Here is a 26,128-nt window from a genome sequence, read left to right as displayed (position 1 = left end):
AGCGGTGACGACTGCCGACAGCCGAGCTTACGCCAGGAGGCAGACATGAGCGTTCGGAATATTTTTGTTGTCGGGATGGATGAGCCTAATCGCCAACGTCTCGCGCATTTACGCGGGGCTGAAAACTACCGTTTCCACGGCGTGATCGAGCCCGCCGAGGTCAATGATACGGAAATCTTTCCTATCGAGGATATGCTCGCCCGGGCCGAAACCCAGTTAAAAGCCTTTGGCGAGCCTGTCGATGCCATCGTCGGCTACATGGATTTCCCGGTCTCGACCATGCTGCCGTTGCTCTGCGAGCGACTGGGCACGCGCACGACCAGCCTCGAGAGTCTGCTCAAATGTGAGCACAAGTACTGGAGTCGGCGCGTTCAGCACGAGGTCATTGCCGATTACATCCCTCGCTTTACCGCCTTTGACCCCTTCGATTCCCAGGCGCTTGCGCATATCGGGGAAGCGGGGCTGTATTTCCCGTTCTTCGTCAAACCCATCAAGTCGTCAGGCTCACGGCTGGGCTTTCGCATCGAAAGCCCCGAGGATTTCGCCCACGCCGTCGCGCGTTTGTGCGAAGGCATCGGGACGATTTCAGAGCCGTTTAACTACGTGCTGGAGCAGGCCAACCTGCCTGACGAGGTACGCCTGGTCGATGGCGGTCACTGCATGGCCGAGGAAATTATCGGCGGCTGGCAATGCACCCTTGAAGGCTACGTGTTTCAGGGCGATGTGGTGCCTTACGGCATTGTCGATTCGATTCGCTACCCGCAGGTGCTGAGCTTTTTATCCTACCGCTACCCGTCACAACTGCCCGAGCCTATTCAGCAAAAAATGCAGGCGCTGACGCGCGACGTCATGGCCCACATCGGCTACGACAATGCAGCGTTCAATATCGAATACTTCTGGGACGAAGTGCAGGATCGCATCTGGCTACTCGAGATCAACACCCGGGTTGCCCAATCGCATTGCGACCTGTTCGAAAAGGTCGATGGGGTGAGCCATCAGCAGGTAACGGTGGACCTGGCGTTGGGACAGTCACCCGACCTGCCCTCCCGGCAAGGCGCCTTTCAGTTTGCCGCAAAATACTTCTACCGCGTCTTCTTCACGGATGCTACCGTCAGCCAGGTGCCCAGCGACGAGCAAATCACCGCGCTCCAGCAGGCCTTCCCCGGGACCATCATCACGCTACAGGTCGAGGTCGGTACGCGCCTGTCCTCCCTCCCCGAGCAAGACAGCTACAGCTTCGCCCTGGCCTACATATGGATGGGCGCCGACGACATCGTCGCGCTGGAAGACAACTACGCCCGCCTCGCCGAGCAGCTACATTTTGCGTTTGAGGACATCGTTGGCTGACGCGCTATCGTTGCAGCCCCTTACTACGCGCAACCCCGCCACGGAAAAGGAAAGAAGGTCATGCACATCGTCAGCGATTTGCCCCGCAAGGTGCAGGAAGAGGAAGACTGGATCACGCTTGCCGATGGCTGCCGGCTGGGTATTCGTATCTGGCGTCCGGTGGATGCCGAAAGCGATCCGGTGCCTGCCATCCTTGAATACCTGCCCTATCGCAAGCGCGACCTGACGGCGATGCGCGACGTCCAGACGCACGCCTACTGGGCGGGCCACGGCTATGCCGGCATTCGGGTGGATATTCGCGGCAGCGGGGAATCAGACGGCGTACTGACCGACGAATACCTCCAGCAAGAACTGGACGATGGCGTCGAAATTCTTAAGTGGCTCGGTCAACAAGCCTGGTGCACCGGCGATGTCGGCATGATCGGCATTTCATGGGGCGGATTCAACGGCCTGCAGATTGCCGCCCTCCAGCCGCCCGAACTCAAGGCCATCATTACGCTGTGCTCGACCGACGATCGCTACGCCGATGATGTGCACCACATGGGCGGCTGCCTGCTCGGCGACAACCTGTCGTGGGCCTCGACCATGTTCGATGGCAACACCTGCCCTCCTGACCCGCAGCTGGTCGGTGAGCGCTGGCGTGAAATGTGGCAGGAACGCCTTGAGGGTAGCGGGCTTTGGCTTTCGACCTGGCTTCAACATCAGCGCCGCGACGACTACTGGAAGCATGGCTCAGTCTGCGAGGATTTCTCGCGCATTCGTTGTCCTGTCTATGCCGTCAGCGGCTGGGCCGATGGCTACTGCAATGCCGTGTTCCGCTTGCTTGAAGGGCTCGACGTGCCGCGCAAGGGCCTGGTCGGCCCCTGGTCGCACAAGTACCCCCACCTTGGGGTACCGGGGCCGGCCATCGGCTTTTTACAGGAATCTCTGCGCTGGTGGGACTATTGGTTGAAGGGCAAGGAAACCGGCATCATGGAGGAGCCGATGCTGCGCGTCTGGATGCAGGACTCGGTGCCTCCGTCCGCCCGCTACGAAGAACGACCGGGCCGCTGGGTGGCTGAGCCCAACTGGCCGTCGCCGCGCATCGAGCCGGCGCCCTTTCGCCTCACCAGCGGCCATGATCTGCTGCCTGCCGGGCAAGGGGCTGACGCGGGCAAGACGGACGACGATATCCCGCTCGCCGTGCGTTCGCCACTGTCCGTCGGCCTGTATGCCGGCAAGTGGTGTTCCTACAATGCGCCGCCAGACTTGCCCCACGATCAACGCGACGAGGACGGCGGCTCGCTGATCTTCCAGACGGCCCGGCTCGATGAGGCCATCGAGATTTGCGGACAGCCGGTTGTCGAACTCGACATCGAAGCCGACCAGCCCGTGGCCATGGTGGCGTTAAGGCTCAGCGACATCGCCCAGGACGACAAGGCAACCCGGATTTCCTACGGGCTTTTGAACCTGACCCACCGCGACAGCGATGAATTTCCCGAACCGTTGGTGCCGGGCAAGCGTTATCGCGTGCGCATCCTCCTGAAGCATATCGCGCAACACTTTCCCGTGGGTAACGCCATCCGCCTCTCGCTCTCGACCAGCTACTGGCCGCTCGCCTGGCCGTCGCCGGTGCCCGTCAAACTCACCGTGCACCCGGCCGGCTGCCGGCTGATCTTGCCGTGTCGTGAACCACAGCACGATGAAGAAGCCGCGCTGCCCGCGTTCGGCCCGCCGGAAGCCGCGCCACCGCTTGCGGTCACCCTGATCCAGCCCAGCCAGGAAGCCTGGCGGGTCATCCGTGACCTGGCCCAGGACCAGACCACCCTCGAGGTGATCAACGACGAAGGCACTTTCCGGATCGATGACATTGACCTGGAGCTGTCATCTCGGGTGACCGAGCGCTACACCTATGCCTACGGCAACTACGATAGCCTCAGCGGCTGGACCGAGTGGGAGCGCAGCTTTCGACGCGGCGACTGGATGGTACGCAGCGTGACCCGCACCCTGATGACCTCGGATGCGCACAACTTCCGCTTGCGTGCCACGCTGGACGCCTTCGAGGGCGACAGCCGCGTCTTTGCCAAGAGCTGGGACGAGGAAATTCCCCGCGACCTGGTGTAATTAACGCAAGAAGAAGCCCATAGGAAGGGTGACCCGCTCCCTCAGGACGCGACCAGCCGGTAGCCCCTTTCGGTCAAGCACTTGGCCAGCGCCGCGATGTGGGCGGGGCCAACTTCACAGCAGCCGCCCACCAGCGTTGCGCCCTGCTCGACCCAGGCAAGCGCTTGCTCGGCATAGGCCTCCGAATCAAGATCGGCGCGCGACGCCAGCGTGTCCACCGTCCCGCCGGGCTGCAGCGCGTCCACGGACGTAAAGCCGTTGGCGTAGCCGCCAAATGGCACATCAAGCTCGGCAAGCGCCTGCATCGCGGCGGTCACGGCCTCTGGTACGGAGCAATTGACCAGTATCCGCTCAGCGCCGAGCGCTACTACCTCCCGGGCCGCTTCCGTCAGCGATTCGCCGGAGCGCAGCCGCGCGCCATCGCGATCGTCTACCGTAAACGCCACCCAGACCGGATGCCGGCTTTCCACCGCCGCCGTGGTCGCGGCACGCGCTTCACGGATCAGCGACATGGTTTCACACAGGAACAGGTCGACACCGTCGGCCTGCTGCGCCACCAGGCGGCGGTAGTCGCGCAGGCAAGTGGCATCATCCGGTACGCTATCCGGGTGGTAACTCGCCACCAGGGGCGGCAGACAGCCCGCGATGCGCACGTCCTGAGCGTTTGCGCTTGCTTCACGCGCCTGATGAGCGGCGTCGAGCGCCGCCGCATGCAGCGGCTCGAACGTGGCAGGGTCGCCATCGCGGGCCAGCCGAAGCGGCGTTGCCGTATAATTATTCAGCTTGATCACCCGGGCGCCCGCCTGAATGAAATCACGGTGGGCGTCTGTGACCAGATGAGGCTCGTCGAGCATAACCTGCGCCGACCACAGCGGGGACGCCGGCTGGCGGCTGCGCTTCCTGAGTTCCTGCCCCATGCCGCCGTCAAGCAGCACGATATCCACCTTTTCAGTACGCATCGGGTCACCACCTTGTCTCTAAATACTTATCACGTTGCCGGCTGGCGAATGCCGAACGTCGTCACGTTTCAGCGTCAGTCGAGCCAGCAGTTGGCAGCATAACAAACCATGCGCGTCAGGTTGTTTGATAAATGAGCGAGTAAACAAAAGGGCCCCGACAATTTGTCGGGGCCCTTGAGGTTGATAGGTCAACCAGCATCTTGATGAGCGATCGTGTTTAGGTGGTCGCTTCGCGTGCCGGCGCCAGCTCATCAGCGCTCAACTCGATATCCGTCTCGTGCTGGTAGTTGGCTTGAAGGTTAGCGCGCGCCTTTGCCATCGCGGTGCTGTCGCCCTCGCTCACGATGCCTTGGGAAACATCCATGACCGATACCGACGTGCCAGCGTCCTGGTGCGTTACCTGACCCGCCGTTTGAAGGGGCTCGTTCAACTCCATGGTACGCTCGGATGCCTGACCGGCCTGTGCGGCCATTGGAACAGCGGCAATGACAAGAGCTGAAAGCGTTGTCTTAAGTTTCATGATACGTCTCCTTTGCGTTAGTACAGAGAAATGCTCTCCCTCTGTTGATTAGCATGCTAATGGATCGGACGTTCCTTAAAAAGCTACTTTAATTGCTTGTTCCATTCGAAAAAATTTAACTAAATATGATATTGACGCGAAAACCCTCGCCACCTGCCGCTTGCCCGCTCATGATGGGGTACCACATAGATGCTTTATAGAAGGTGACCCGCATGACAAAGGTGGCGATATTTGTCGACGTCCAGAACGTCTATTACACCGTGCGTGACGCCTATGGCCGACACTTTGATTACAACAGGTTCTGGGCGAGCGCCACCGCCAACCGAGACGTCGTGCACGCCTTCTGCTATGCCATCGACAGGGGGGACCGCAAGCAACGCGAGTTTCAAAACATTCTCAGGGCGATTGGCTTCGAGGTGAAACTGAAGCCTTTTATTCAGCGTGGGGACGGCTCTGCGAAAGGCGATTGGGATGTTGGCATTGTCATCGATGTCATGGAGCACGCGCAGGACGCCGATGTCATTGTGCTGGTGTCCGGCGATGGAGACTTTGATCTGCTCGCCAACAAGATCCGGGTAAAATACAAAAAGACCGTTGAGGTCTATGGCGTCCCCCAACTGACCGCCGCGTCACTCATGCGCGAGGCCAGCGAGTTCATCGCGATTGATGAGGCGCTTTTACTGAAACCGCATTGATTTAACTATTTCTAATTAAATATATGGCGACTCAGGCGTTGCATGAACCATGAGGGCAGTCCACCGCAACGCGATTGCGTCCCTGGAGCTTGGCTTGGTAGAGAGCTTGATCGGCCCGGGAGTAGAGCTGATCGAAGGTTGCGTCATCCGCGACAACCGTGGCCAGCCCCAGACTGACCGTCACGGCAACAGGCACGCCAAACGCTTGGTGTGATAGCGACGCCACTCGCTGACGTATCCGTTCGGTGACGTCCAGCGCGCCTTGCGTATCGGTTTCAGGCATGAGCACGCAGAATTCTTCGCCACCCAGCCGCGCTACCACATCGACCTTGCGAACCTCGCCAAGCAGGGCATCCGCAACGACTTTAAGCACTTGATCGCCTGCCGGATGACCAAAATCGTCATTCACGCGCTTGAAATGGTCAAGGTCAATAAGCGCCATGCTCAGGGGGAGGCCGCTGCGTTGACTCTGTTCGAACAGCAGATCGGTGAAATTGAGCATGTAACGGCGGTTGCCAAGCCCGGTGAGTTCGTCCATCAGGCTGAGCCTGAGTACTTTTTTATGCTGATGATGCAGGCGCATCAAGACCAGCATGAGACAGCCAACCAGGATCAGGATGACAAGGATCAGCAGCGCAATGCCTATCGCCAGGCGCTCCATCACGATCCGCTGCTTGGCTGCCTCAGCATGTAGTAGGTAACTGAGTCGGCTGTAGGCCTGCGCCAAGTCATTTTCAATGGCGAAGCCCTGTTGAATCAGGTCATCCGGCGGCGCGCCAGCGGCAATTTCGCCGAGCGCCTGGCGCAGTTCAGGGAGATGTTCCCTTGCCCGCTCCAGGCGATTCAACGCAGCTTCATAGGCGGCGGGTGCCAACGGGGTCTTGCTGAGTCCGAACTCGACGCCCTCGATATGCTGAGGAATTCGCCAGAGCAGGTTGTCAAAGCGTTCGATCAGCTCGCTATCCTGCGGGTGCGCATGGAAGTCTTCCAATGCGGAACGGAGCAGGACGGTATGCAGCTGCGGACGTATGACATCGGCCACGAGCGCCGTGTAGTTTGATCCGAGATGCTGGCGCACCTGGTACAGGTAGACACCCGTTGCGATTGCGCAAATGCCAGCCAGCAGGGTGAACCCAAGCCCTAACTGCCAGCCAAGCGGCCGGTTAAAGCGCCGATTCATTGCTGGAGATAGATATCTTTAATCGCCCATATCCATGAGGTCATGCTCACGGTGCCCGCTTCAACGGCGTCGGCATCTTCGGGAATGATCAACATCGTCGGGCCGAATTCCTCTCGGGTCAGCGGATCGCCATCCAGCCGTGTGGCAAGCATATAGCGTTTGGCTGCGCGATCATCCGGCGTTATGAAGGTGGTGTAATCGTCGTGAGCCACGAAGCGTAACGTCACGGCATCGTCGATACTCTCGGCGTCGAGGAAGTCGTCCAGCCAGACCCCCGCAAAGCGCCCCTGTGGGCCTTCGAAATGCTGCAGGGATACCTCGTAGAGCGGAGATTGCTCAATGTCCTCGCGGCTGATTGACCAGCGTTCCCCGGCACGATGAAGCATGAGAATCGGGCTTTCATCCTCCGACGCTGCCAGGTTGCTTGAGGCGACTTCTGCCCCTTGAGCGGTCGCTGCCAACGAGGCGGCAGCAAAGACAACGGCGGTAAGCAATTGCCGAATGGACGTTAACATACCCGAGCCTCTTCATAGTGATGTACTGAACATACCGCGTAAACAGCAGAACAGTCTAGTCAGGTAATGAGGCCTTGAACACTCATTGCTCCCATCGACATTAGCAAGCAGTGAAGATGCATAGCTGCCGTGATGATACCCACCCTCTCGCGTCGCGTACCGACTCAGGGGGCACACGCACTTCGACTCTCCCCCGTACACAAGCATGCAAACGTTGAGCCCGGGGATGACTAGTCGCCGATCTGGGCGCGCTGATGCTTTACAACATCACCCCAGGGCCGATGATGTTCACCGAACGCCCGGAAGTGGCCGGTGGCCTGATCGCCTCGCTTTACATCGGTAACGTTGTACTGCTGATGCTGAACCTCCCGCTGGCGGGCGTATTTGCCCGCGTGCTGACCATTCCGCGCTGGGTATTGGTGCCCGCCATTGCTATCCTGGCGTTCGTCGGCGTCTACCAATTGCACTCCGACCTGTTTGCCATCTACCTGATGCTGATCATCGGCGTGTTTGGTTACCTGCTACGCAAACTGGGGTTCTCCCTGGCCCCCGTGATTCTTGGCTACGTGCTGGGAGGCTTGATGGAGCAGAACCTTCGCCGCGCGCTGTCCATCAGCGGGGGCGATGTCGGTATCCTATGGCAGTCGGGAATCTCACTGGGGCTGTGGATCGCCGCTGCCTTGCTGCTGGTGCTGCCCTGGGCAGTGCCGAAGATGCTTGCGGCCAGACGCTGATTGACGAAAGCCAAAAGCCGATCGCTCGACACGCAACACGACCGCCCCGGCAGATGCTCTCAACTGCCGGGGTTTTAACGTTAAAAGGAGATTGAAAACCATGCTGGCAGCAAGGATAGGCTCGCTAGGTCGTTTTCTGCCGACGTTGGCACTCGGGCTTGTTGGCGGTGGGCTGGCCTACTGGCTACAAATACCACTCCCCTGGTTGCTGGGTGCCATGATCGCCACCACAGTGGCCTCTCTGGTGGGCGTCCCGCTTGAGTCACCGCGCAAGGGGCGCAAGGGGGTACTGGTGGTCATTGGGGTCATGCTTGGCTCAGCGTTCACACCGGAGATGACCGGGGATGCCAGCCTCTGGGGTATCAGTCTTGCCGTCATGCTGATCGCCACGGCGGTGATGATGACCTTCTCGGTTTGGTTCTCCTGCCGCGTGGCGGGCCACTCTTGGGAGACCGCGCTCTACTCCGGCGTGCCCGGCGGGGTCTCCACGGTGACGGGGATGGCACTCTCCTCCGGGGCCGATCTACGCATTATCGGCATTACCCACGCCGTGCGTATCCTGGTGCTGCTGGTGGCCATTCCGCCTGCGCTGCAGTTTATCGGCCATGTCGATATTGGCAGCGCCACGCCCGCATTGTCGCAGTGGTTATGGATGCCAACACCGGTAGATGTTGGCTGGCTGTTGGCGGCCGGTATCAGCGGTATATGGCTGGGCAAGATACTTAGGCTGCCCAGCCCGCTGCTGTTTGGCCCGGCGCTGGTTTCAGGGGTGCTGCACTTCTCAGGCCTCACCCACGCCGCGGTGCCCCCGGTAATCATTGCGTTCGCCCAGGTGATCATCGGTATCTCCGTGGGCGTTCGCTTTGCTGGCGCCAAGCTTGGTGCAGTGGGCATGGCGCTGCTAATGGCCGTCATTCAGGCCCTGGTACTGTTGTTTCTCGCCATTATCGCGGCCTGGGCAGGCCACCTGCTCACCGGGTATTCCGCCGCGGCAGCGCTGCTCGCCTACATGCCCGGCGGTGCCCCGGAGCTAAGCCTGGTCGCACTGAGCTTGGGCATCGACCCTGCCTTTGTTACCACTCACCATCTGCTACGTATCACGCTGCTGATGTTGCTGCTTCCGCTGTTGCTCAGGCGGACGGTGCCCAACGCCTAGTGATTGTCCGCAGGGGCGGATCAAGGTCATGCAGGCGGCGGCTAAGAACCCATTTTTTACTTTCCTTTCTTGAATTTTGCTTTGCAGTTACCGCTCATGCACATCGTGCAGTAGTGTTCCCTGTCCTCGTGCTCGGTACCCTCAGCGATGGTAATGCCGCAGCCGTTGCAGAGCAGAGTGCCAACGCCTTCTTCGAATTTCACAACTGCATGTTCGTATTCCATAAAGTGCTCCGCGAAGACCCCGTCCCGCAAGAACGGGGAGTAATAGCTTGTCGGCGAAAGCCGGCCCTTGTCTCACACTTCTTTCGACGGCGTTATCGAACATCAGTTCAAACGGACGGCCTCGAGCTCCAGGCGCAACACTATTGAAGAGTGCTCGGAACGGCGACGGATTTCTTGAGCACCCCGACGCAGACGTGAAGCGGTATGCCCCAGTTCAGTGCCTTGCGCGGCCTTTTAGCACCGTGTCGCCTTCCCAATGTCCGATATAGCGCCCTTCTCCCACCTTGGCAGAGAGCTGCTCGCCCCGCATGACGCGGGATAACGCCCGATACCGCCCGCTTAGCCAACTAGCGCTGATAGCATGGCCGGAGCCGTTTCCATCATGTTCTGCCTCGTTTCTTGCTGCCCCCTATGAGTCCGTAGATCCACTGATGGGTCATCCTCTACACCAATCAACAACCTCTGCTGTCGTTGGATAATGCTCATGAGATGACTTGGGTCAAGCTGCGACTAATTGCCTCGTGTCTTCGTTCAGAAAAGCAGCTACGCTGAATAACAAATCAAATGTTATTACCTTAGAGGAAAAAGTTATGAAAAGCCCATTAGCTTTCTTATTATCAACATTGGGAGGCGTGATGATTTTAGTGTCTATGCCTTCGCTGGCCGATGATGTTGAGGCCTACCGCGAGACGGAATCGGGGCTCTATGTCACAGCTACGGAGGCCTATAACTTAATGCAGGCAAATGATCATGCTGTATTAATCGACGTACGCGATCCAATTGAAATTAAGTTCACCGGCTTTGCCGAGCCTACCGATATCCATGTGCCCTGGGTGCTATCAGACCGCGACCAATTTGATGAAGAGGCGAAAACATGGCCCGTGGTCAGAAATCCTGATTTTGAAGAGCAAGTAAGAGCTGAAATAGAGGCGCTTGGCGTAGACAAGAGCGATCCCATCATTGTGATGTGCCGCTCAGGCGCTACTCGCAGCGCTCCCGCTGCTGATGTGATTGCCGAGATGGGGTATAGCGATGTTTATTCCATGACTGACGGCTTCGAGGGTGAAAAGCTGAGGGATGGCGCTTCTCAGGGCGTAAGGGGTCTTAATGGTTGGCGCAACTCTGACCTGCCATGGAGTTATGAGGTAAACCCGGACGTTGTTTGGCAACACGATGATTGAATGACACAAAAAACGGATGGTCAGGCGCGTTCAGCTTGGCTTTAGACATCATGAAGCCCAATGAGGTGATCGTATGGTTATCAAGAACGTTATCCCGCCAGTGCTAGCAGCCGCACTGGCTGCACTGGTTTTCTCGGGTTCCGCGATGAGTGACGAGCATGAAGTTGAGAAGCAAGCAGACCAGGCGTTAGTGATACTTACCAACGGATCGCTGCAGACCCAAGGCATGGCCATGATTTTGTCCAATGCCATGCAGCAGCAGGGCACCCGCGTGCATATCCTGCTCTGTGACGCCTCTGGGGATCTAGCGGTCGAGGGTTATGAAAGCGCCGAGGCCATCAATACACCACCTAGCAATCCAGCGGGTCGGGTCAAACCCGAAGCGATCCTCAGCATGCTTCAAGAAAAAGGGGCCAATGTAGATGTTTGTGCTATCTACTTGCCCAATAGCGAATATGATAAGGAAGATCTTCTAGATGGTGTGGGGGTAGCGACGCCCGAAGCTATTGCACAGATGATGACCGATCCAGCGATTCCTGTTTATAGCTTCTGAAAATTTTAGATAACCTAAAGGGTTCAAAAATGAAAAGCAATGTAGGTAATATTGATAAGATATTACGCATCCTGGTGGGGTTAACGCTGATTTTATTAGCCATTTTAGGCACTGTCGGCGTTTGGGGTTGGATTGGCATTTTGCCACTAGCCACGGGCCTCTTTAACTTCTGCCCGGCCTACAAGCTGATTGGCATTAATACATGCAAGCTAAAAAAATAACCAGCGTGAACCAACAGCACAACCAGAGAGCCGACCAACACTGACATTTACGTTAAGATATAGGAGATAGTCGCATGAGCAATACAAATCATATTGGATTGAACGAGGTGAGTGCTAGCGAACTGGCTCAAAAGCTCAATGAGCTACTTGCCAACTATCAAGTCTTCTACATGAATGTGCGTGGATACCACTGGAATATCAAAGGTCGTCAATTTTTCCAGCTTCACGAGAAGTTCGAGGAGTTCTATACAGACTTGCTGGCGAAGGTTGATGAGGTTGCCGAACGTATTCTTACCCTTGGTCATTATCCGATTCATGCTTATAGCAACTACATCGATGTCGCCAAGATACAAGAAGATAAAGACGTACAAGACGGCGAGGCCTGCGTGCGAGGAATACTCCAGGGCTACCAGGCGCTAATTGAATTACAGCGTGAAATTTTATCACTAGCGTCGAATGCTGGCGATGAAGGTACTGCTGCTCAGGTAGGAGACTATATTCGCGAACAGGAAAAAACCGTGTGGATGCTCACTTCCTATCTGGATTGATTCAGGTGAATAGCGACCTGATTACAGCAACGCCAGACCTGGAGGTTTGGTGTTGCTGACGTCTGAGAGTGGCAAAATCGTAAAACCATCTATTTTTTATCTAAATCAAAAACTCAAAAAAGCCGGCACCACTATTAACAACCCATCAGTTCCTGCCAGACTTACACCTACCGCCTTATATTTCAATTTTAGGAACAACTAGCCCACTCAGAAAGCTTCACTCACAAATTACTATTAAAGCATAAATAGCAAGCGACTAATGAGCCATCCTTATCTCGATATGATTGCTTACTGCAAAACCGTCTTCGTGGAGAAAAAATGTCAATCGAAATTACACTTTGGGTTGTATTTTGGGCTGCGATGATTACGGCTATTGCGACCGGATTGGGTGCACTGCCGTTTCTTTTTGTAAAGAATTTTAGCCCTTTTTTGCTAAGTATATTTAATGCGGTAGCCGCAGGGTTAATGCTGGCCGCCAGCCATAGCCTGGTTGGTGAAGGAAGTCGAGACGCCCCTTGGCTGACGTTGCTAGGTATGGGTTTAGGCTTACTGCTGGTCGTCATATCCGACAAATTAATTGAACGACGCGGCGCACCGAGTGTGAGTGAACTAAATGGTGCTAGTGCACGCAAGGCATTGCTCATCTTGGGCATAATGACTATCCACTCTTTTGCCGAAGGAGTGGGAGTAGGCGTCTCGTATGGAGGTGGAGAGTCACTTGGCATATTCATTAGCGCGGCTATCGCTATTCACAACATTCCTGAGGGACTTGCTATCAGCTTGGTACTGATCCCACGAGGAATGTCAGTTTGGAAAGCAGGAGGGTGGAGTATTTTTACCAGCCTGCCCCAGCCATTAATGGCAGTTCCAGCATTCATGTTCGTCACTTGGTTCGCGCCTTTTTTACCAATCGGACTTGGGTTGGCTGCGGGAGCCATGATATGGATGGTATTTGCTGAACTTATACCCGACGCATTTAAATCTGCTTCCCCGAATGCTGCTGCCACTACAGTAGCATTAGCGTTTTTTGCCATGTATGCATTTCAGCACGGAATACATTGAGATAAATTTATATAACACCTCATTGGTGACAGTTTCCTTTTAAATATCCAAAAGAAGGTTCATCGCCGAAGAAATAAACGCAATCCATTTAACACTTTTTAGACACGGAATTTAAAAAGATATAGCCGACAATATGCCTCAGCATGCTTACACCCAGGCACTTTTGAATAGGTCAACTTCTTGCCGACTCGCTTCTCCGAAAGCATGACCATTTACACATCAATTAATCGACCGGCAGCGCCTGCGTCAGCGGCTGATTGCGCAATGTGGCATCGTCTTCGATGAGCAGGGACACCTCTGTTGTCATCGTGCTCAAGACGAATAGGAAAAAATTTATAGCCAGACTGCATCCTTTTGCCTGCTGCTGCGTCTTCTTGTGTGACAACTCCTATTAAACAGAGAGACGCTGATTATGCTTGAGGTCTTTACTTGGTTGGCCGACTGGCTCATCTACGGCCTTGCCGGTCTGAATCCTGAGAGCAAACTAGGCACCTCGCTGCACTTCTTTGTCGAGGACACTACCAAGATTTTCGCGTTGCTAGTGGTGATGATCTATATCATCGCGCTGGCACGTGCCTCGCTGGATCTCGAACGGATTCGTCACTACATACAGCAAAAGAACCGATTCGTGGGTTATGGACTTGGTGCCGGTTTCGGCGCCATAACACCCTTCTGCTCCTGCTCCAGTATTCCGCTATTTCTGGGGTTTACCAGCGCCGGGATCCCCCTGGGCATCACCATGGCTTTCCTGTTCACCTCGCCAATCATCAACGAGGTGGCGGTCATCATGCTGTGGGGCCTATTGGGCTGGGAGTTCACCCTGGTTTATGTCGTTATTGGCATGGCAGTGGGGATCGGTGGTGGCATGATCTTGGATATATTGAAGGGAGAATGCTGGCTCAAGGACTTTGCTGCAAAGGCCTACCAGCAAGCTGCTGAGAATCCCCATAACGATGAATCGCCCCCTGATGCGAAAACGCTGACGATGAAAGACCGTCATGTCTTTGCGCGCGACGAGCTCAAAGAGATCGTCGGACGGATCTGGAAGGAGGTCTATCGGCTACTCAGTGGCTACGGAGCTAATCACGCGATTAATTTTGAATAAGCACTTATCGACGGCAAGCTTGTGCACAGTGGTAGCGTTCCAAATCACGAGAAGATCGAGACCCTGCTAAAGAATTAATTCAGGCAGATCAACACCCCGGTAATAACGCTTTATCGGGGTAGTTTAACTTCGGGCAGTAAACGCCAGACACCCCAGGGATGCCGCTAGCCGCCGAGCTTGTGATGCAGATCCTGATTGCGGGTCATCTTTCATTGGATGACGGCGAAGCACCAGTGCTGGCGTGCGTCTCAGTGCCCAGTAATGTCTGTGCCATGACATGACCATTATCAATACAGTCTCCTACACTAATGCCATCACGCCAGTTCCCTATCAAATGAAGACCTGCATATGCCTGCGCAATTTTATCGATTTTAGCTATCCGCGCTAAATGCTCAATATCGTACTGCGGAATCGCCTGCGACCACCGAGCAACTTTCGTAAAGACTGGCTGAGTGTCGATATCGAGCAGCTGGCTGATGTCTGAGCTGACGGTGTTCACTAGCTGTTCGTCTGACTGGTCGTTAACCGCCGGGTTTCTACGACCACCTATAAAACAAGTAAAAAGCACGTGACCTTTGGGCGCGCGTTGCGGAAAAAGAGTGGAAGAGAATAGGACGCCAAGAGTTTGCTTGTTTTCTTTGCTGGGAATAAGCATGCCGAAGCCATCCAGCGGATGTTTAACGGCCCGTTCGGGATACCCCAGTACGACGGCGGCAAGCGGTGGGTAAACAATGCTTTCCAACTCTGACTGAAGTTCAGCATTTATGTTGCTCAGGAGTGATCCACTGACGTGTGCTGGTGTTGTCAGTATTAGCTTATGGGCGACAAAAGCCTGTCCCTTCTGATCGACGGCATGCCATGTGAGATTCTCGCGACTGATCTTTTCCACTCGGCTTCCGGTCACGAGGCGAACGTTGGGCAGCCGCTCCAGCTCATGTCTGATGCCATTAGTCAAGGTAGACAACCCTTCAGGGAAGCTAACAAGCTTGCCACGCCACTCCTCAGGGAAACCAGCCTCATGATCTTTGGCACGCCTTTTTTTCCTGTAGCGTATTTGAGCTATTCCACCGCGCAGCAATGATCCGTGTGTTTGCTCCAGGTAATAAAGGCGTGGGAAAGCAGTTTTCGCTGACAGGCGTTCTGGCGCACCTGCATAGACGCCAGACACAAACGGGTCTACAAAGTGACTGAGAATATTTTGCCCGAGGCGTCTTCGAACGAAGGCGGCAAGTGTTTCTTCATGCGACGCTGGTTTTCGGAAAGGTTCCATAAGCAGGTGGCGCCAGCCTTCAAACCCTATAAGCGGACTTTTTAAAGCAGATTTAAGGCTATCAGGCAGCGCAATTAGCTTGCTGTCCTTGACGACGTAACGCTTTCGACTGGCTTCAGGCGGAAAGATGGCCTTGCCCGTTAAGTTCAGTGAATTTATCAGCTGATATAGCGAAGGCTGTGCCATCAGCGTATTGGGGCCAAGCTCCATGTGCCATCCCTGCTCAGTCACTGACCGTATATTTCCCCCCAAGTGTTCGTCAGCCTCAACCAGAGTCACGGATTTATTGTGGCGACCGAGTTCAAGAGCAAGCGAGAGTCCGGTTATTCCTCCCCCAATAATCAGAAACGATTGTTCTTCAGCCTGTGTGGCACCTTGCATACAAACCCTTAATCGATTGTTGTCAAAGTTTCGACAGTTTAAGGCTTAATCCTGAACACAGATCGCCCGTGCCTTTACAGCTTGGGCCGTCCTGATAACCAGAATGCCGATCAAAATCGTCAATAGTCCCAGAAGCCCCACGCTCAGGCCCTTGAAGAACGGAAGCTGCAACTGCTCATACATTAAAAAGCTAGCGATGGTAATCGCCGCCATCGGGAACGAATACGCCCACCAAGACAGGAAGAATGCCAGCTTAAGAAACCGTCCTGTCTGGCTCAGTAACATCAGCGTCATGAACAGAGCAAAGTAATAGAGAATGCGACCAAAGGCATTGATTTCACCCACCAGTTGAAACCATGAAACGGATCCAACGGCCGGCGGTGCTATCAGGATGAACAATGTAGGCAAAAGCTTGGACGGCAAGGGCTGGTGAAAGAACATTCGATAGAAAATGATGGTCAGCAGCACCACCCAGAAAACCAACCCGATGCTGAAGAAAAACCAGGAGATTTCCATCGAGGCATGCTGCGCACCTGCAATGGGTACAAGAATGTTGCCCACGATAGGGATAAACCAGGCCGGATTGATGTGAGTAACTTCAAAGTGGGTCTGGTGCAACCAAGCAGAGAGAACATAAAGCGTGAAGCCCAGGTGAAGGACCACGCCAACGCTCCACAACGTGAAAGACACGGTATTGCTATGTGGCAAAAGCGCGATGCTCAATAAAATCAGACCAATGGATATAGCGGGAAAAAAGTTAACTTTTATCGGATGAGAAAATTCAGCTTTAACCTGACCGGGATATCTCAACGCCTTGATCAGATAGAGCACCAGCAAAACAACAAATGTGACGACCGTCAGGCCAAGTAATACCGGGCTGAACTTTACGGAAAGACCCAGCAAGCCCTCCGCCCGGTGCCACGCAATGGTGAACCCAGTCATTCCCATCACAGTGGCAAACCAGGAAATGGGGAAGTTCTGCAGCCGTGAAGGACGCACCTTGGTCATCAATTCATCTCCTCTGATCACATAGCCCGGGCTTACTTATAGACATGTTTGGGTGTTTGAGGGTGGGAATACCCTGCTTTGGTCTACTGAAACAAGGCGCTGATAAACCAGGTCGGTTTCGATAAAGCGTTCGGTAGTTGAAACATACCCTTAATCGCCTGGACCACACTCCATGCAACGTTCAGTAATGGCAGGCCCCTGTCGGAGGTTTGCCTGTAAATCGCGTAATCCTGACCTTAATCCCTCTTCAAGTACCGGATGGTAAAAGGGCATTGCGAGCATCTGGCTGACGGTTAACTTCTGCTCCAGTGACCAGGCGAGCAGGTGGGCCATGTGCTCAACCTGCGGCCCGAAGAGCTCAGCACCCAGAAACTGCCCGCTACCGTGCTCTGCATAAAGCTCGAGATGACCCATGTTTTCACCCATAACCAGTGCCCGGCCTTGATCGGCAAAGGAAACCCCGCCTTCAGCAATGCAGTCACAACCACCATATCGAGCGTCTAACGTCGCACGACCGTCACCCACAATCGCCATCTGGGGTTCAGTAAACACAATCGACAGAGGAACATTGCGCTGGCCTACTTGCACATCCTCAAGGTTGGCAGCATTACGACCTGCGATTTTTCCTTCGGTGATAGCCTCGTGCAAAAGCGGCACCGATTGATTGGCGTCACCCGCGATAAAGATATGGCTTGGCGTGCCTGTTGCATTTAGGCATTGCAGGGTGAAACGATTGAATTTAGGAATGCCATTTTTGGTTAGAGAAAGACCTGCCTGCTCCATTGACAAATGATCAAGGTTGGGCTGACGCCCTGTGGCGGCAAGCACATAGTCGAAGGTTTCGGTGATTGTCTGTCCGCTCTCCCGTTCTTCAAATGTGAGGGCAACGGCGTTATCTAGGCGTTCAACCTTTTCGAGGTTGGCATCAGAATCGAGATAAAGCTCGCGGTTGAATGTGTTGTCCGCCAGCTCGCGAAGTGTTTCAGACTGAAAAGGTCCAATTCCACCCCCCACACCAAATGTGCGGGTTCTTACGCCTAATCGGCTAAGCGCCTGCCCCAGCTCCATGCCAATCACGCCAGGGCCGACGATTGCGATCGACGCAGGCAACGTTTCCCAGTTGAACACGTCATCATTGACAATTAACCGATCGCCAGCGGCTTCCAGCAGGCCGGGCCATGTTGGCCGAGAGCCGGTAGCAATGATGATCGCATCGGCCTTGAGCTGGGTATGGTCATCGATAGCCAGTCGATGGGGGTCAACAAAACGGGCATGACCTTTCAGGTGCTGCGACTCTGGGATCGTTTTCATCGATTTGAGCACGTTATCAACGAAGCGGTCGCGCTCATGCTTGACCCTCGTCATTACCGCCTGACCATCGACCCTTACATCATTAACGTGAATCCCAAACATCGCCGTGTTCCGTGCATGGTGCGCCGCATTAGCAGCGGCGATGAGCAGCTTCGAGGGCATACACCCGACGCGAGCACACGTCGTGCCATACGTTCCTGCCTCTATCAGCACTACATCATCGGTATGTTTGCGTGCGGAATGCCAGGCACTAAGCCCAGCGCTGCCTGCCCCAATAATGGCTATCGTGGCATGTTGCTTTCGCATGGCCTTGTCTCCTCTAATGGGATTGGCACGGAAGGTGTGATTGTGTCGCCAGGTTGGGCCAGCGTCTGCCAAGCATCGAAGGTGGTGAAAAACACCTGCCCGGTCAGCTCGTGGCAGAAGTCCGTGTGCTTTAAACGATCCATTACCGGCCCTTTGACTTCCGCCAGGTGCAGCGTGGCTTCGGCGTCCTTTAACCGTGTGTTGATCGCTTCCAGGCTTTCGAGTGCCGACGCATCAATCACGTTGACGGCTTGGCAGGTCAACACAATATGCTTTATCGAGGGTGATCGAGCAGCCAACGCCATGACGGTGTCTTCCAGATATCGGGCATTGGCAAAGTAGAGGCTTTCATCGATCCGCAGCATCGCGACGTGCTTATCGGTTTCAACCTGATGTCGTTTGACGTTACGGAAGTGCTCAGTACCCGGCACACGCCCCACCACCGCGCTGTGAGGCCGACTGGTACGATACAGATGCAACCCCAATGAGAGCATCACGCCACTGATAATGCCGACCTCAACGCTGTGAAGCAGGGTGAGCAGTAACGTTGCTATCATCGCCACGCCGTCGCTGCGCGAGTATTGCCAGGTGCGCTTGATCGCCGGCAAATCAATCAGCGTACCGACCGCCACGATAATCGTGGCGGCCAGGGTCGCCGTCGGTAAAAACGCCAGCAGGTCGGTCAATAAGAGGGTGGAGAGGACAATACCGAAAGCGGTGAACGCCCCGGCCATCGGCGTCGCCGCGCCGGCTTCAAAATTCACCACCGAACGCGAAAAACCGCCGGATACCGGTGAACCGCCACTAACGCCCGCCCCCACGTTTGCCATGCCCAGGGCAATCAACTCTTTGTTGGGGTCGATGCGCTGGCGGCGCTTGGCCGCAAGGGTTTGCGCAACCGACACCGACTCGACAAAGCCTACCAGGCTGATCAGCAGCGCGGCGGGCAATAGACCAAGCCACAGCGATTGATCCAGGCTGGGTAGCATGAGGTCGGGCAGACCGCTGGGCACAGCGCCTACGACGGCAACACCCTGCTGCTCAAGGTTAAGCCCCCAGGTGAGCAGCGTAGTGACAACCACCGCCGAGATCGGTGCGGCCTTCACAATGAGCCCTGCATGGGTGGACGAAACGCCGATGGCGTTCAGCCAAAGATTCAAACGCTTGCGGCACACCACCAGAAAGCCCAACACCGCCAAGCCTATCAGCAGCGTAATCAGGTTGGCTTGATGCCACTCGCCCATCAACGCGCCCAGCAAGTCAATGACGTTATGGCCTGATGCCTCAACGCCGACAAGGTGCTTTAGCTGGCTGATGGCAATCAGAATACCCGAGGCGGTTACAAACCCCGAAATTACCGGATGGCTCAGGAAGTTGACCAGAAAACCGAGGCGCAGAACCCCCATGACCATCAAGATCAAGCCTGACAGCATTGCCAGTACCAGCGCAGCCCCTACGTACTCCGGGCTGCCGGGTTCGGCAAAGCTGCTAAGCGCAGACGCCGTCATAAGAGCCGCCACGGCCACCGGCCCCACCGCTAAGCTAGCACTGGTGCCAAAAACAGCGTAAAGCACCAGTGGCAGCATGCTGGCATAAAGGCCCATTTCCGGCGGCAACCCGGCCAACAAAGCGTAGGCCAGCGCCTGTGGCACCAGCATCAACGTGACGATTACCGCAGCCAGTACATCTTGTGAGAGTAGCTGTCGGTTATAGTGGCGTAGCCAACCGACGAGCGGCACCCAGCCATCAATCCTCATAAGGCGTACCCGCTGGTTGATTGATATCGATTTCGCCTGACGTCGCTGCCCTATCAAGCGTTTTGATTTTCAAGCCCTTGCCGATGCGCTTCTAAATCGAAACCGGCGGCTTTGGCCGCGCTAAACAACTCGGCCAGATCGCACTGTTCATTGTTGCGCTTAGCGTAGGCCCATAGATGGGTTGCACGCTTACCGGTACGGCAGAAAGCCAAGATAGGCCGCGGAAGTTGCTTCAGCGCCTCTGCAAAAGCCGCTACATCCGCTTGGCTGTAGTCGCCGGGCGTAACCGGAATGTGCACCCACTCCAGGCCAATGTCCGTAGCTTTTTGCCGATAGGTGTCTTCGTCAGGGAACTCGGCACTTTCACCAGGCTTGCAGTTACAAATTACCGTTTTAAAACCTTTGGCTTTGGCCTGCTCAAGGTCATCTACCGTGAGCGATGACGTAATCTCAACGTCCGCCTCTAAAGGTTGTGTTTGCATCATCATGCTCCCTCCAAGAGGTGGTTAACTACTCCCAGGCGGCGCCTTCCAGCGCATCCAGTGGGATTTTCAGGTAACGCTTTCCGTTGCTTTCTGGCTCCGGCAACCTTCCCCCTCTCGTATTGACCTGCAGCGCATGCAGAATCAGCTTGGGCATGGGTAAATCACTATCGCGCTGGTGGCGTAGATCGATATAGGCCGATTCACTCATATCGACCAGATGAGGATTGTGGGCGCGTTGTTCTGCCACGTTGCTTTCCCAGCGAGGCTCCCGACCTTCGGGCATATAGTCGTGGCCGGTGAATAGCCGTGTGCTGTCGGGCAACGACAGAATCTGCTGAATGGACTCCCACAATACTTTGGCATCGCCACCCGGGAAGTCAGCTCGTGCGGTACCGAAGTCTGGCTGGAACAGGGTGTCATGCACAAAGGCCGCATCGCCGATCACGTAGGTGATCGAGGCCAGCGTATGACCGGGAGAGTAAAGAACGCGCGCGTTCAGCTCACCGATGTTGAAGGTGTCGCCTTCACTAAACAGCGTGTCCCACTGACGGCCATCCGTTGGCATCTCCGGCCAGTGATAGATCTCTTTCCAGAGCGCCTGGACTTTGGTGACATGCTCGCCAATCGCGGTGGGCGCGCCGGTTTTGTTTTGTAAATAGTGAGCGGCCGAGAAGTGATCGGCGTGCGGATGGGTGTCGAGGATCCACGCCACCGTTAAGCCTTCTTTTGCTATATAGGCCAGCAGCTCATCGGCATGGTGAGTTGCCGTCGCGCCGGACTTCTCGTCGAAATCCAGCACCGGATCAATAATGGCGCACTGTCGGGTAGCGGGGTCGCTCACGACGTACTGAACGCTGAAGGTGCGCGGGTCAAAAAAACCGGCGACATCCGGTGTGCCTGCATCGTTATGCTTTGAGAGCGCAAAGGTATTCATGCTTTCCCTCCTGAAAATCGAGGCATATCCGCTTGATGAGCAGTAGAGGCCATTGTCATCGGTGACGAACTACTCGTGTTAAAGGGCTTTCTTGCAGAAATACCAGTCGGTGTATTCGTAACCTTCAGATTGACGAGCTTCCGCATCGTGAGAGGTATGCGGCGGGGGTACGATCACCGGCTGACCGGGCAGCCAGGCTTCGGGGGTTGCAACACCATGCTGATCACTGGTTTGTAGCGATTTGACCAGACGCAGCACTTCTTCCACCGAGCGGCCGTTGGACATTGGGTAGTACAACATGGCGCGCAGAATCCCTTCCGGATCGATGACAAAAGTGGCGCGAACCGCTGCGGTGTCACTAGCGCCCGGCTGAATCATGCCGTAGGCGTTCGCTACCTTCATATTGAGATCGGCAATGATCGGAAAGGTAATATCGACACCAAAGTTGTCCTTGATGCTGCGTATCCAGGCGATATGCGAATGAATGCTATCGATAGAAAGCCCTAGCAGTTCTGTATTGACCTCTTTGAACTGATCCGCGTAATTCGCAAACGCCGAAAATTCTGTGGTGCATACCGGGGTGAAGTCTGACGGGTGGGCGAACAGCACCAACCATTCGCCTCGGTAATCGCTAAGCGACTTTTCACCGTGGGTGGTTTTTGCCGTGAAATCCGGGGCGGGACGGTTAATTTGCGGCATCACCGGTTGTAAATCTTCGTTAGACATATCGGACTCCTTGGGGTTGGTTACAGGAATAACGATAGCTTATTTTGTTATAACAAGCGAATAGCTTAGCGTAATCGCACCAATAGACTGAACATTGATAGGCCGTATCAGGCGCCAAACATGCTTCTCAATGCTCTTGCGAAAAACTCGCACGGCTCGTCTAAAGCAAATGGCCACGCCCACTGGCAAGAGCAGAAAAGTAGCGAACGGGGACGTTGATGCGTGACGAGGCTTTCTGGAATGGCGGAAGGAGCGCGAATACACGAAGAGACAGGCATCGGGGGCGTGGCGACCAGCGTGCTCAGCCAGGCACCGGTTGTAGTGCTCTGATCGACTGACAACGCCTGGAAAGCCGCCAACGGTTACCCTCGCCTTGGAAAGGTAATCGCACACTGTCCGTATCGCTGCCATGGGCTTTCAGAAAGGCGCTAGGATAGCGCCCTAGCCGCAAGCGAAGATCCCTGGTTACTGCTTACGCTGCATGTGGCCCGCGTAGTGATGCACGAGGCGCATAGCCGTTTGTCGGAAATCTTCAACTGGCGGGAGACGGCCAGCACCAGCATTTTCTTGCCCAGCACATGGCCGCTTGCTCGAACAGCTAAGTGAAGTCTCTGCCTGGCCGGCCCCAAGGCACTCCTATACGTTTGACGCCATGTTCAGGGTACTGCGTGCGAAGCATGCGGGTAGCGGTTCAGATGCCGCCAGGGTTCGTCGGCATCGTCGTGAGCTTGGCAAGTCTTACCGCATGCCGGACAAGAATAGAAACTGTCTCGCTCCGCCTCGGCATAGAGATCCAGACGCTGGGGCGACACAGCGGTGTCCAGATGCTGACCCTTGAGGATCCAGGGCGCTTCCAAGCCCAGACCAAGAGTTAGCACCTGGGGGGTATCCATGCCATACCTATTGCCGTTGTGGAGTCCATGCTTGGCCCAGCTCAGGGTACAAATTCCACACACAACGGCGGAGGGCCGAAAAAAACAGTATTTGATTCTTCGTTGCCCTCATTTCCCCGCAACGTTGTAAAAATACGCGTCAATCGCCCATGGACTATCGATGGCCGACACTAGCCCCCCTCTCGAACCATGATGCGACAATACGCCATCACTGATTTTACCAATCTCGCGTGTTTCATCAGGCCGGCCTACTGTATAATCAAAAAAGTAATAAGCATATTACCTAAAGGGATATTAAGGATATGTCTCAATCACTTGGTATGGACGACTCCCCTATCGCTTATACCGCTTCATGCCCCATGAGGTCACGATGGAACTCGATCCATTGATTCTATCCCGGCTACAGTTTGCTTTTGTGGTTTGTTTCCACGCTATCTTTCCCGTTTTCACGATAGGACTTGCGTCTTATATCGCTGTTCTACATGGCTTTTTTTATAAGACAGCGAATAAGGTTTGGGATCGCTTGGCCCTGTTCTGGACCAAGATTTTTGCCGTCGTGTTCGGAATGGGCGTGGTTTCCGGCATTGTCATGTCTTTCCAGTTCGGGACTAACTGGAGCAACTTTTCGTATGCAACGTCGAACTTTCTTGGACCGGTGCTGAGCTACGAAGTTGTGACTGCCTTTTTTCTCGAAGCCGCCTTTTTAGGCGTTTTGTTGTTTGGCCGCGGTAAAGTACCTCAGGGTGTGCACCTGTTTGCCGCCATCACAGTAGCTACCGGTACTTTTATCTCGTCCTTCTGGATTCTTTCTGCCAATAGCTGGATGCAAACACCAGCTGGATACGAATTGATTGATGGTCGCTTCCATATTACTTCCTGGATTGAAGCCATTTTCAACCCATCGTTTTGGTATCGTTTTGCGCACATGGGCATGGCCTCTTTCCTAACCGGTGGCTTTGTTGTTGCAGGTGTCAGCGCGTGGTATCTGTTACGTAACCGCGATGTTGAGGCCAACAAGAAAGCGCTTTCTATGTGCCTGTGGCTACTCCTTTTTTTAACTCCTGCACAGGCATTGATTGGCGATTTCCATGGGTTAAACACGCTCGAGCATCAACCTACCAAGCTGGCAGCTATGGAAGGTAATTGGGAAACCCGCTCTAACGTACCGTTACTTTTATTTGCGATTCCTGATCAGGAAAATCAGACGAATCGATTCGAAATTGGCATTCCCAGCATGGCAAGCATCATCCTTAAACACAGTGCTGATGGCGTTGTTCCCGGCATCTCTGAAGTGGCACCAGAAGAACAGCCTCCCGTTGCCCTGGTATTCTGGTCTTTCCGCGTGATGGTTGGCCTTGGCTTCTTGATGATGGGCGTTGCATTGTTGGGGCTATTCATGCGTAGAAAGGGGCGCATTTTTCAGAACAGGCTATACCTCAGAGCATTGGTTGGCATGATCGCCAGTCCATTTATCGCTGTGCTTTCAGGTTGGATCGTAACAGAGGCCGGACGTGCCCCGTGGTTAGTATATGGCATGATGAAACACGCAGATGGCCTAACGCCTTCCTTAACAGGTGGAATGGCGCTATTCACGCTAATGGGTTACATAGCCGTTTATGGTGTCGTCTTTTTTATCGGCGTTTTCTACCTCACCCGTGTCGTGCGAAACGGAATGCTCAAGGATCCGATAGAAGTTCATGGTGAAGTTGAGCGCCCTAAGCGTCCGTTATCAGCTGCGCATACACCACTTGATGATGATTTTAGCGATCACAAGGCAGGAGCAAGCGCATGATCAATATCGACCTGGCGATTGTTTGGGCCGCTATCATCGGTTTTGGCATCATCATGTACGTCATTATGGATGGTTTCGACCTGGGCCTTGGGATCCTGTATCCCTTTGCACCCGACGAGGAGTCGCGTGATGTCATGATGAATTCTGTAGCGCCTGTATGGGACGGCAATGAGACATGGCTGGTCTTGGGTGGCGCAGGTCTTCTTGGTGCTTTTCCGCTGGTATATTCTGTCTTTTTACCTGCGTTATATATAGGCGTTTTTTTGATGCTGTCCGGCTTGATCTTCCGCGGCATATCATTTGAGTTTCGCTTTAAATCGTATAGAAATCGCCATTGGTGGAACCGTGCCTTTTTCTTGGGCTCAGCTATTGCAGCCTTTGCTCAAGGAGCCGTTGTAGGTGCCTATATTCAGGGGTTTGCGGTTGAAGATTTTCGTTACGTTGGCGACGCGCTCGATTGGCTCACGCCCTTTACTGTCTTGACAGGATTAGGGCTAATGGCAGGCTACGCACTGCTTGGTTCAACTTGGCTGATAATGAAATCAGAAGGACATGTACAGCAGTGGGCTTACACCATTGCACCCAGGCTTTTATTGGCTGTCTTGGTCGTCTTTGCCATGGTGAGCCTCTGGACACCTTTGGTTAGTCCTGAAGTACGCGGTCGCTGGCTAGATCAGTTCTCGACGATCTGGATTTTGCCCACTCTCGCCTTACTTTGTTCAGCGATAGTGTACCGGTCAGTCAAACGCCAAGACGAAGGCCTTCCTTTTGTTATGACGCTTGGCATCTTCGTATTTACATACCTTGGTTTAATAGCAAGCAAGTGGCCAATTATCGTGCCACCTAACTACACCATTTGGGATGCCTCTTCTGCGCCGGAATCTCAGCTGTTTTTGTTGCTGGGTGTTCTGGTTGTTGTACCTATCGTGCTGACGTATACCGCATGGACCTACTGGGTTTTTCGCGGCAAAATTAAAGTGGGGGAAGGTTACCACTGATCAGCATAACGTGGGCCCAAGCCACCTCCCAACAAAGTGAACTGGTCTAATTGGAGCGGACACCCCGATAAGTCTCATAATGGAGGCAATGGAGGTGTTCATGACAAAGAAGACTCGACGTCGGTTTTCCGATGAGTTCAAGACGGATGCGGTGAGCCTGGTGA

At 54.7% G+C, this 26,128-nt stretch carries 25 protein-coding genes; 13 read left to right on the top strand and 12 right to left on the bottom strand.

The window, feature by feature from the left end:
- Nucleotides 1-45 precede the first annotated feature (45 nt).
- Both QC815_RS12515 and QC815_RS12510 read left to right on the top strand, forming a co-directional pair.
- On the top strand, nucleotides 46-1,347 hold the full coding sequence (locus tag QC815_RS12515; protein WP_230445698.1) for an ATP-grasp domain-containing protein: 1,302 nt from the start codon (nucleotides 46-48) through the stop codon (nucleotides 1,345-1,347).
- A gap of 60 nt (nucleotides 1,348-1,407) precedes the next feature.
- A complete protein-coding gene (locus QC815_RS12510; protein WP_230445697.1) occupies nucleotides 1,408-3,450 on the top strand; it encodes a CocE/NonD family hydrolase in 2,043 nt (680 codons plus the stop codon).
- Nucleotides 3,451-3,491: 41 nt separating this feature from the next.
- Here the strand turns inward: QC815_RS12510 and QC815_RS12505 are convergent, their stop codons facing one another.
- Complete coding sequence (locus QC815_RS12505) at nucleotides 3,492-4,409, bottom strand: homocysteine S-methyltransferase family protein (RefSeq protein ID WP_230445696.1); 918 nt, start codon at nucleotides 4,407-4,409, stop codon at nucleotides 3,492-3,494.
- Nucleotides 4,410-4,626: 217 nt separating this feature from the next.
- Entirely contained in the window at nucleotides 4,627-4,929 is a 303-nt protein-coding gene (locus QC815_RS12500; RefSeq protein WP_230445695.1) for a hypothetical protein, read from the bottom strand.
- A 212-nt stretch (nucleotides 4,930-5,141) separates the two neighbouring features.
- On the opposite strand from QC815_RS12500, the gene QC815_RS12495 reads away from it, so the two are divergent.
- Complete coding sequence (locus tag QC815_RS12495) at nucleotides 5,142-5,624, top strand: NYN domain-containing protein (RefSeq protein ID WP_230445694.1); 483 nt, start codon at nucleotides 5,142-5,144, stop codon at nucleotides 5,622-5,624.
- A 31-nt stretch (nucleotides 5,625-5,655) separates the two neighbouring features.
- On the opposite strand, the gene QC815_RS12490 is transcribed toward QC815_RS12495, so the two are convergent.
- Complete coding sequence (locus tag QC815_RS12490; RefSeq protein ID WP_230445693.1) at nucleotides 5,656-6,804, bottom strand: GGDEF domain-containing protein; 1,149 nt, start codon at nucleotides 6,802-6,804, stop codon at nucleotides 5,656-5,658.
- On the bottom strand, nucleotides 6,801-7,319 hold the full coding sequence (locus QC815_RS12485; RefSeq protein WP_310540058.1) for a molybdopterin-dependent oxidoreductase: 519 nt from the start codon (nucleotides 7,317-7,319) through the stop codon (nucleotides 6,801-6,803). The genes QC815_RS12490 and QC815_RS12485 overlap by 4 nt, the downstream gene beginning before the upstream one ends.
- 254 nt (nucleotides 7,320-7,573) lie before the next feature.
- Here QC815_RS12485 and QC815_RS12480 point away from each other — a divergent pair, with 254 nt between their 5' ends.
- Nucleotides 7,574-8,053, top strand: a complete 480-nt coding sequence (locus QC815_RS12480; RefSeq protein WP_230445691.1) for a tripartite tricarboxylate transporter permease — start codon at nucleotides 7,574-7,576, stop codon at nucleotides 8,051-8,053.
- Nucleotides 8,054-8,153: 100 nt separating this feature from the next.
- On the top strand, nucleotides 8,154-9,209 hold the full coding sequence (locus QC815_RS12475; RefSeq protein ID WP_310540056.1) for an AbrB family transcriptional regulator: 1,056 nt from the start codon (nucleotides 8,154-8,156) through the stop codon (nucleotides 9,207-9,209).
- A gap of 56 nt (nucleotides 9,210-9,265) precedes the next feature.
- Here QC815_RS12475 and QC815_RS12470 read toward each other — a convergent pair whose 3' ends face one another.
- Nucleotides 9,266-9,433, bottom strand: coding sequence for a hypothetical protein (locus QC815_RS12470; RefSeq protein WP_230445689.1), 168 nt, complete (start codon nucleotides 9,431-9,433; stop codon nucleotides 9,266-9,268).
- 590 nt (nucleotides 9,434-10,023) lie between these two features.
- Here QC815_RS12470 and QC815_RS12465 point away from each other — a divergent pair.
- The 6 genes from QC815_RS12465 to QC815_RS12440 all read left to right on the top strand — a co-directional run bounded on the left by QC815_RS12465 (nucleotide 10,024) and on the right by QC815_RS12440 (nucleotide 14,103).
- Complete coding sequence (locus QC815_RS12465; protein WP_230445688.1) at nucleotides 10,024-10,614, top strand: rhodanese-like domain-containing protein; 591 nt, start codon at nucleotides 10,024-10,026, stop codon at nucleotides 10,612-10,614.
- 73 nt (nucleotides 10,615-10,687) lie between these two features.
- On the top strand, nucleotides 10,688-11,167 hold the full coding sequence (locus QC815_RS12460; protein ID WP_230445687.1) for a DsrE family protein: 480 nt from the start codon (nucleotides 10,688-10,690) through the stop codon (nucleotides 11,165-11,167).
- Nucleotides 11,168-11,196: 29 nt separating this feature from the next.
- The gene (locus QC815_RS12455) at nucleotides 11,197-11,388 is read left to right on the top strand and encodes a YgaP family membrane protein (RefSeq protein WP_230445686.1); all 192 of its coding nucleotides are present in this window, start codon (nucleotides 11,197-11,199) and stop codon (nucleotides 11,386-11,388) included.
- A gap of 74 nt (nucleotides 11,389-11,462) precedes the next feature.
- Entirely contained in the window at nucleotides 11,463-11,936 is a 474-nt protein-coding gene (locus QC815_RS12450; RefSeq protein WP_230445685.1) for a Dps family protein, read from the top strand.
- A 318-nt stretch (nucleotides 11,937-12,254) separates the two neighbouring features.
- Entirely contained in the window at nucleotides 12,255-12,998 is a 744-nt protein-coding gene (locus tag QC815_RS12445) for a ZIP family metal transporter (RefSeq protein ID WP_230445684.1), read from the top strand.
- A gap of 412 nt (nucleotides 12,999-13,410) precedes the next feature.
- Complete coding sequence (locus QC815_RS12440) at nucleotides 13,411-14,103, top strand: permease (protein ID WP_310540046.1); 693 nt, start codon at nucleotides 13,411-13,413, stop codon at nucleotides 14,101-14,103.
- Between the two features lie 202 nt (nucleotides 14,104-14,305).
- Here QC815_RS12440 and hemG read toward each other — a convergent pair whose 3' ends face one another.
- The 7 genes from hemG to QC815_RS12405 form a co-directional block, all read right to left on the bottom strand.
- Nucleotides 14,306-15,754, bottom strand: a complete 1,449-nt coding sequence (gene hemG / locus QC815_RS12435) for a protoporphyrinogen oxidase (protein ID WP_310540044.1) — start codon at nucleotides 15,752-15,754, stop codon at nucleotides 14,306-14,308.
- Nucleotides 15,755-15,799: 45 nt separating this feature from the next.
- Nucleotides 15,800-16,762 carry an SLAC1 anion channel family protein gene (locus QC815_RS12430; RefSeq protein ID WP_230445682.1) on the bottom strand — a complete coding sequence of 321 codons (963 nt, stop codon included), beginning with the start codon at nucleotides 16,760-16,762 and terminating at the stop codon, nucleotides 15,800-15,802.
- A 150-nt stretch (nucleotides 16,763-16,912) separates the two neighbouring features.
- Complete coding sequence (locus QC815_RS12425; RefSeq protein ID WP_310540042.1) at nucleotides 16,913-18,379, bottom strand: dihydrolipoyl dehydrogenase; 1,467 nt, start codon at nucleotides 18,377-18,379, stop codon at nucleotides 16,913-16,915.
- On the bottom strand, nucleotides 18,355-20,136 hold the full coding sequence (locus QC815_RS12420) for a SulP family inorganic anion transporter (RefSeq protein WP_310540041.1): 1,782 nt from the start codon (nucleotides 20,134-20,136) through the stop codon (nucleotides 18,355-18,357). The genes QC815_RS12425 and QC815_RS12420 overlap by 25 nt, the downstream gene beginning before the upstream one ends.
- Before the next feature lie 53 nt (nucleotides 20,137-20,189).
- Nucleotides 20,190-20,624 carry a protein tyrosine phosphatase family protein gene (locus tag QC815_RS12415; protein ID WP_310540039.1) on the bottom strand — a complete coding sequence of 145 codons (435 nt, stop codon included), beginning with the start codon at nucleotides 20,622-20,624 and terminating at the stop codon, nucleotides 20,190-20,192.
- A 22-nt stretch (nucleotides 20,625-20,646) separates the two neighbouring features.
- Nucleotides 20,647-21,555, bottom strand: a complete 909-nt coding sequence (locus QC815_RS12410) for an MBL fold metallo-hydrolase (protein ID WP_230445678.1) — start codon at nucleotides 21,553-21,555, stop codon at nucleotides 20,647-20,649.
- Between the two features lie 78 nt (nucleotides 21,556-21,633).
- Nucleotides 21,634-22,281: a peroxiredoxin gene (locus tag QC815_RS12405; RefSeq protein WP_230445677.1), complete on the bottom strand. Its 648-nt coding sequence runs from the start codon at nucleotides 22,279-22,281 to the stop codon at nucleotides 21,634-21,636.
- A gap of 1,263 nt (nucleotides 22,282-23,544) precedes the next feature.
- Between QC815_RS12405 and QC815_RS12400 the strand changes: the two genes are divergently transcribed.
- Entirely contained in the window at nucleotides 23,545-24,966 is a 1,422-nt protein-coding gene (locus tag QC815_RS12400) for a cytochrome ubiquinol oxidase subunit I (RefSeq protein WP_310540036.1), read from the top strand.
- The gene (cydB, locus tag QC815_RS12395; protein ID WP_310540034.1) at nucleotides 24,963-25,964 is read left to right on the top strand and encodes a cytochrome d ubiquinol oxidase subunit II; all 1,002 of its coding nucleotides are present in this window, start codon (nucleotides 24,963-24,965) and stop codon (nucleotides 25,962-25,964) included. The genes QC815_RS12400 and cydB overlap by 4 nt, the downstream gene beginning before the upstream one ends.
- The last annotated feature ends 164 nt before the right edge of the window (nucleotides 25,965-26,128 follow it).

Source organism: Vreelandella gomseomensis (assembly GCF_031451645.1).
Taxonomy (GTDB): Bacteria; Pseudomonadota; Gammaproteobacteria; order Pseudomonadales; family Halomonadaceae; genus Vreelandella; species Vreelandella gomseomensis.
The sequence above is the reverse complement of the archived record's forward strand: the minus strand, read 5'-3'. Positions and strand labels throughout refer to the sequence as shown.

What these genes read in the sequence shown, in the direction of transcription:
- QC815_RS12515 (WP_230445698.1), top strand. Translation starts at nt 46, where the DNA reads ATGAGCGTTCGGAATATTTTTGTTGTCGGGATGGATGAGCCTAATCGC.
- QC815_RS12510 (WP_230445697.1), top strand. Translation starts at nt 1,408, where the DNA reads ATGCACATCGTCAGCGATTTGCCCCGCAAGGTGCAGGAAGAGGAAGAC.
- QC815_RS12505 (WP_230445696.1), bottom strand. Translation starts at nt 4,409, where the DNA reads ATGCGTACTGAAAAGGTGGATATCGTGCTGCTTGACGGCGGCATGGGG.
- QC815_RS12500 (WP_230445695.1), bottom strand. Translation starts at nt 4,929, where the DNA reads ATGAAACTTAAGACAACGCTTTCAGCTCTTGTCATTGCCGCTGTTCCA.
- QC815_RS12495 (WP_230445694.1), top strand. Translation starts at nt 5,142, where the DNA reads ATGACAAAGGTGGCGATATTTGTCGACGTCCAGAACGTCTATTACACC.
- QC815_RS12490 (WP_230445693.1), bottom strand. Translation starts at nt 6,804, where the DNA reads ATGAATCGGCGCTTTAACCGGCCGCTTGGCTGGCAGTTAGGGCTTGGG.
- QC815_RS12485 (WP_310540058.1), bottom strand. Translation starts at nt 7,319, where the DNA reads ATGTTAACGTCCATTCGGCAATTGCTTACCGCCGTTGTCTTTGCTGCC.
- QC815_RS12480 (WP_230445691.1), top strand. Translation starts at nt 7,574, where the DNA reads ATGCTTTACAACATCACCCCAGGGCCGATGATGTTCACCGAACGCCCG.
- QC815_RS12475 (WP_310540056.1), top strand. Translation starts at nt 8,154, where the DNA reads ATGCTGGCAGCAAGGATAGGCTCGCTAGGTCGTTTTCTGCCGACGTTG.
- QC815_RS12470 (WP_230445689.1), bottom strand. Translation starts at nt 9,433, where the DNA reads ATGGAATACGAACATGCAGTTGTGAAATTCGAAGAAGGCGTTGGCACT.
- QC815_RS12465 (WP_230445688.1), top strand. Translation starts at nt 10,024, where the DNA reads ATGAAAAGCCCATTAGCTTTCTTATTATCAACATTGGGAGGCGTGATG.
- QC815_RS12460 (WP_230445687.1), top strand. Translation starts at nt 10,688, where the DNA reads ATGGTTATCAAGAACGTTATCCCGCCAGTGCTAGCAGCCGCACTGGCT.
- QC815_RS12455 (WP_230445686.1), top strand. Translation starts at nt 11,197, where the DNA reads ATGAAAAGCAATGTAGGTAATATTGATAAGATATTACGCATCCTGGTG.
- QC815_RS12450 (WP_230445685.1), top strand. Translation starts at nt 11,463, where the DNA reads ATGAGCAATACAAATCATATTGGATTGAACGAGGTGAGTGCTAGCGAA.
- QC815_RS12445 (WP_230445684.1), top strand. Translation starts at nt 12,255, where the DNA reads ATGTCAATCGAAATTACACTTTGGGTTGTATTTTGGGCTGCGATGATT.
- QC815_RS12440 (WP_310540046.1), top strand. Translation starts at nt 13,411, where the DNA reads ATGCTTGAGGTCTTTACTTGGTTGGCCGACTGGCTCATCTACGGCCTT.
- hemG (WP_310540044.1), bottom strand. Translation starts at nt 15,754, where the DNA reads ATGCAAGGTGCCACACAGGCTGAAGAACAATCGTTTCTGATTATTGGG.
- QC815_RS12430 (WP_230445682.1), bottom strand. Translation starts at nt 16,762, where the DNA reads ATGACCAAGGTGCGTCCTTCACGGCTGCAGAACTTCCCCATTTCCTGG.
- QC815_RS12425 (WP_310540042.1), bottom strand. Translation starts at nt 18,379, where the DNA reads ATGCGAAAGCAACATGCCACGATAGCCATTATTGGGGCAGGCAGCGCT.
- QC815_RS12420 (WP_310540041.1), bottom strand. Translation starts at nt 20,136, where the DNA reads ATGAGGATTGATGGCTGGGTGCCGCTCGTCGGTTGGCTACGCCACTAT.
- QC815_RS12415 (WP_310540039.1), bottom strand. Translation starts at nt 20,624, where the DNA reads ATGATGATGCAAACACAACCTTTAGAGGCGGACGTTGAGATTACGTCA.
- QC815_RS12410 (WP_230445678.1), bottom strand. Translation starts at nt 21,555, where the DNA reads ATGAATACCTTTGCGCTCTCAAAGCATAACGATGCAGGCACACCGGAT.
- QC815_RS12405 (WP_230445677.1), bottom strand. Translation starts at nt 22,281, where the DNA reads ATGTCTAACGAAGATTTACAACCGGTGATGCCGCAAATTAACCGTCCC.
- QC815_RS12400 (WP_310540036.1), top strand. Translation starts at nt 23,545, where the DNA reads ATGGAACTCGATCCATTGATTCTATCCCGGCTACAGTTTGCTTTTGTG.
- cydB (WP_310540034.1), top strand. Translation starts at nt 24,963, where the DNA reads ATGATCAATATCGACCTGGCGATTGTTTGGGCCGCTATCATCGGTTTT.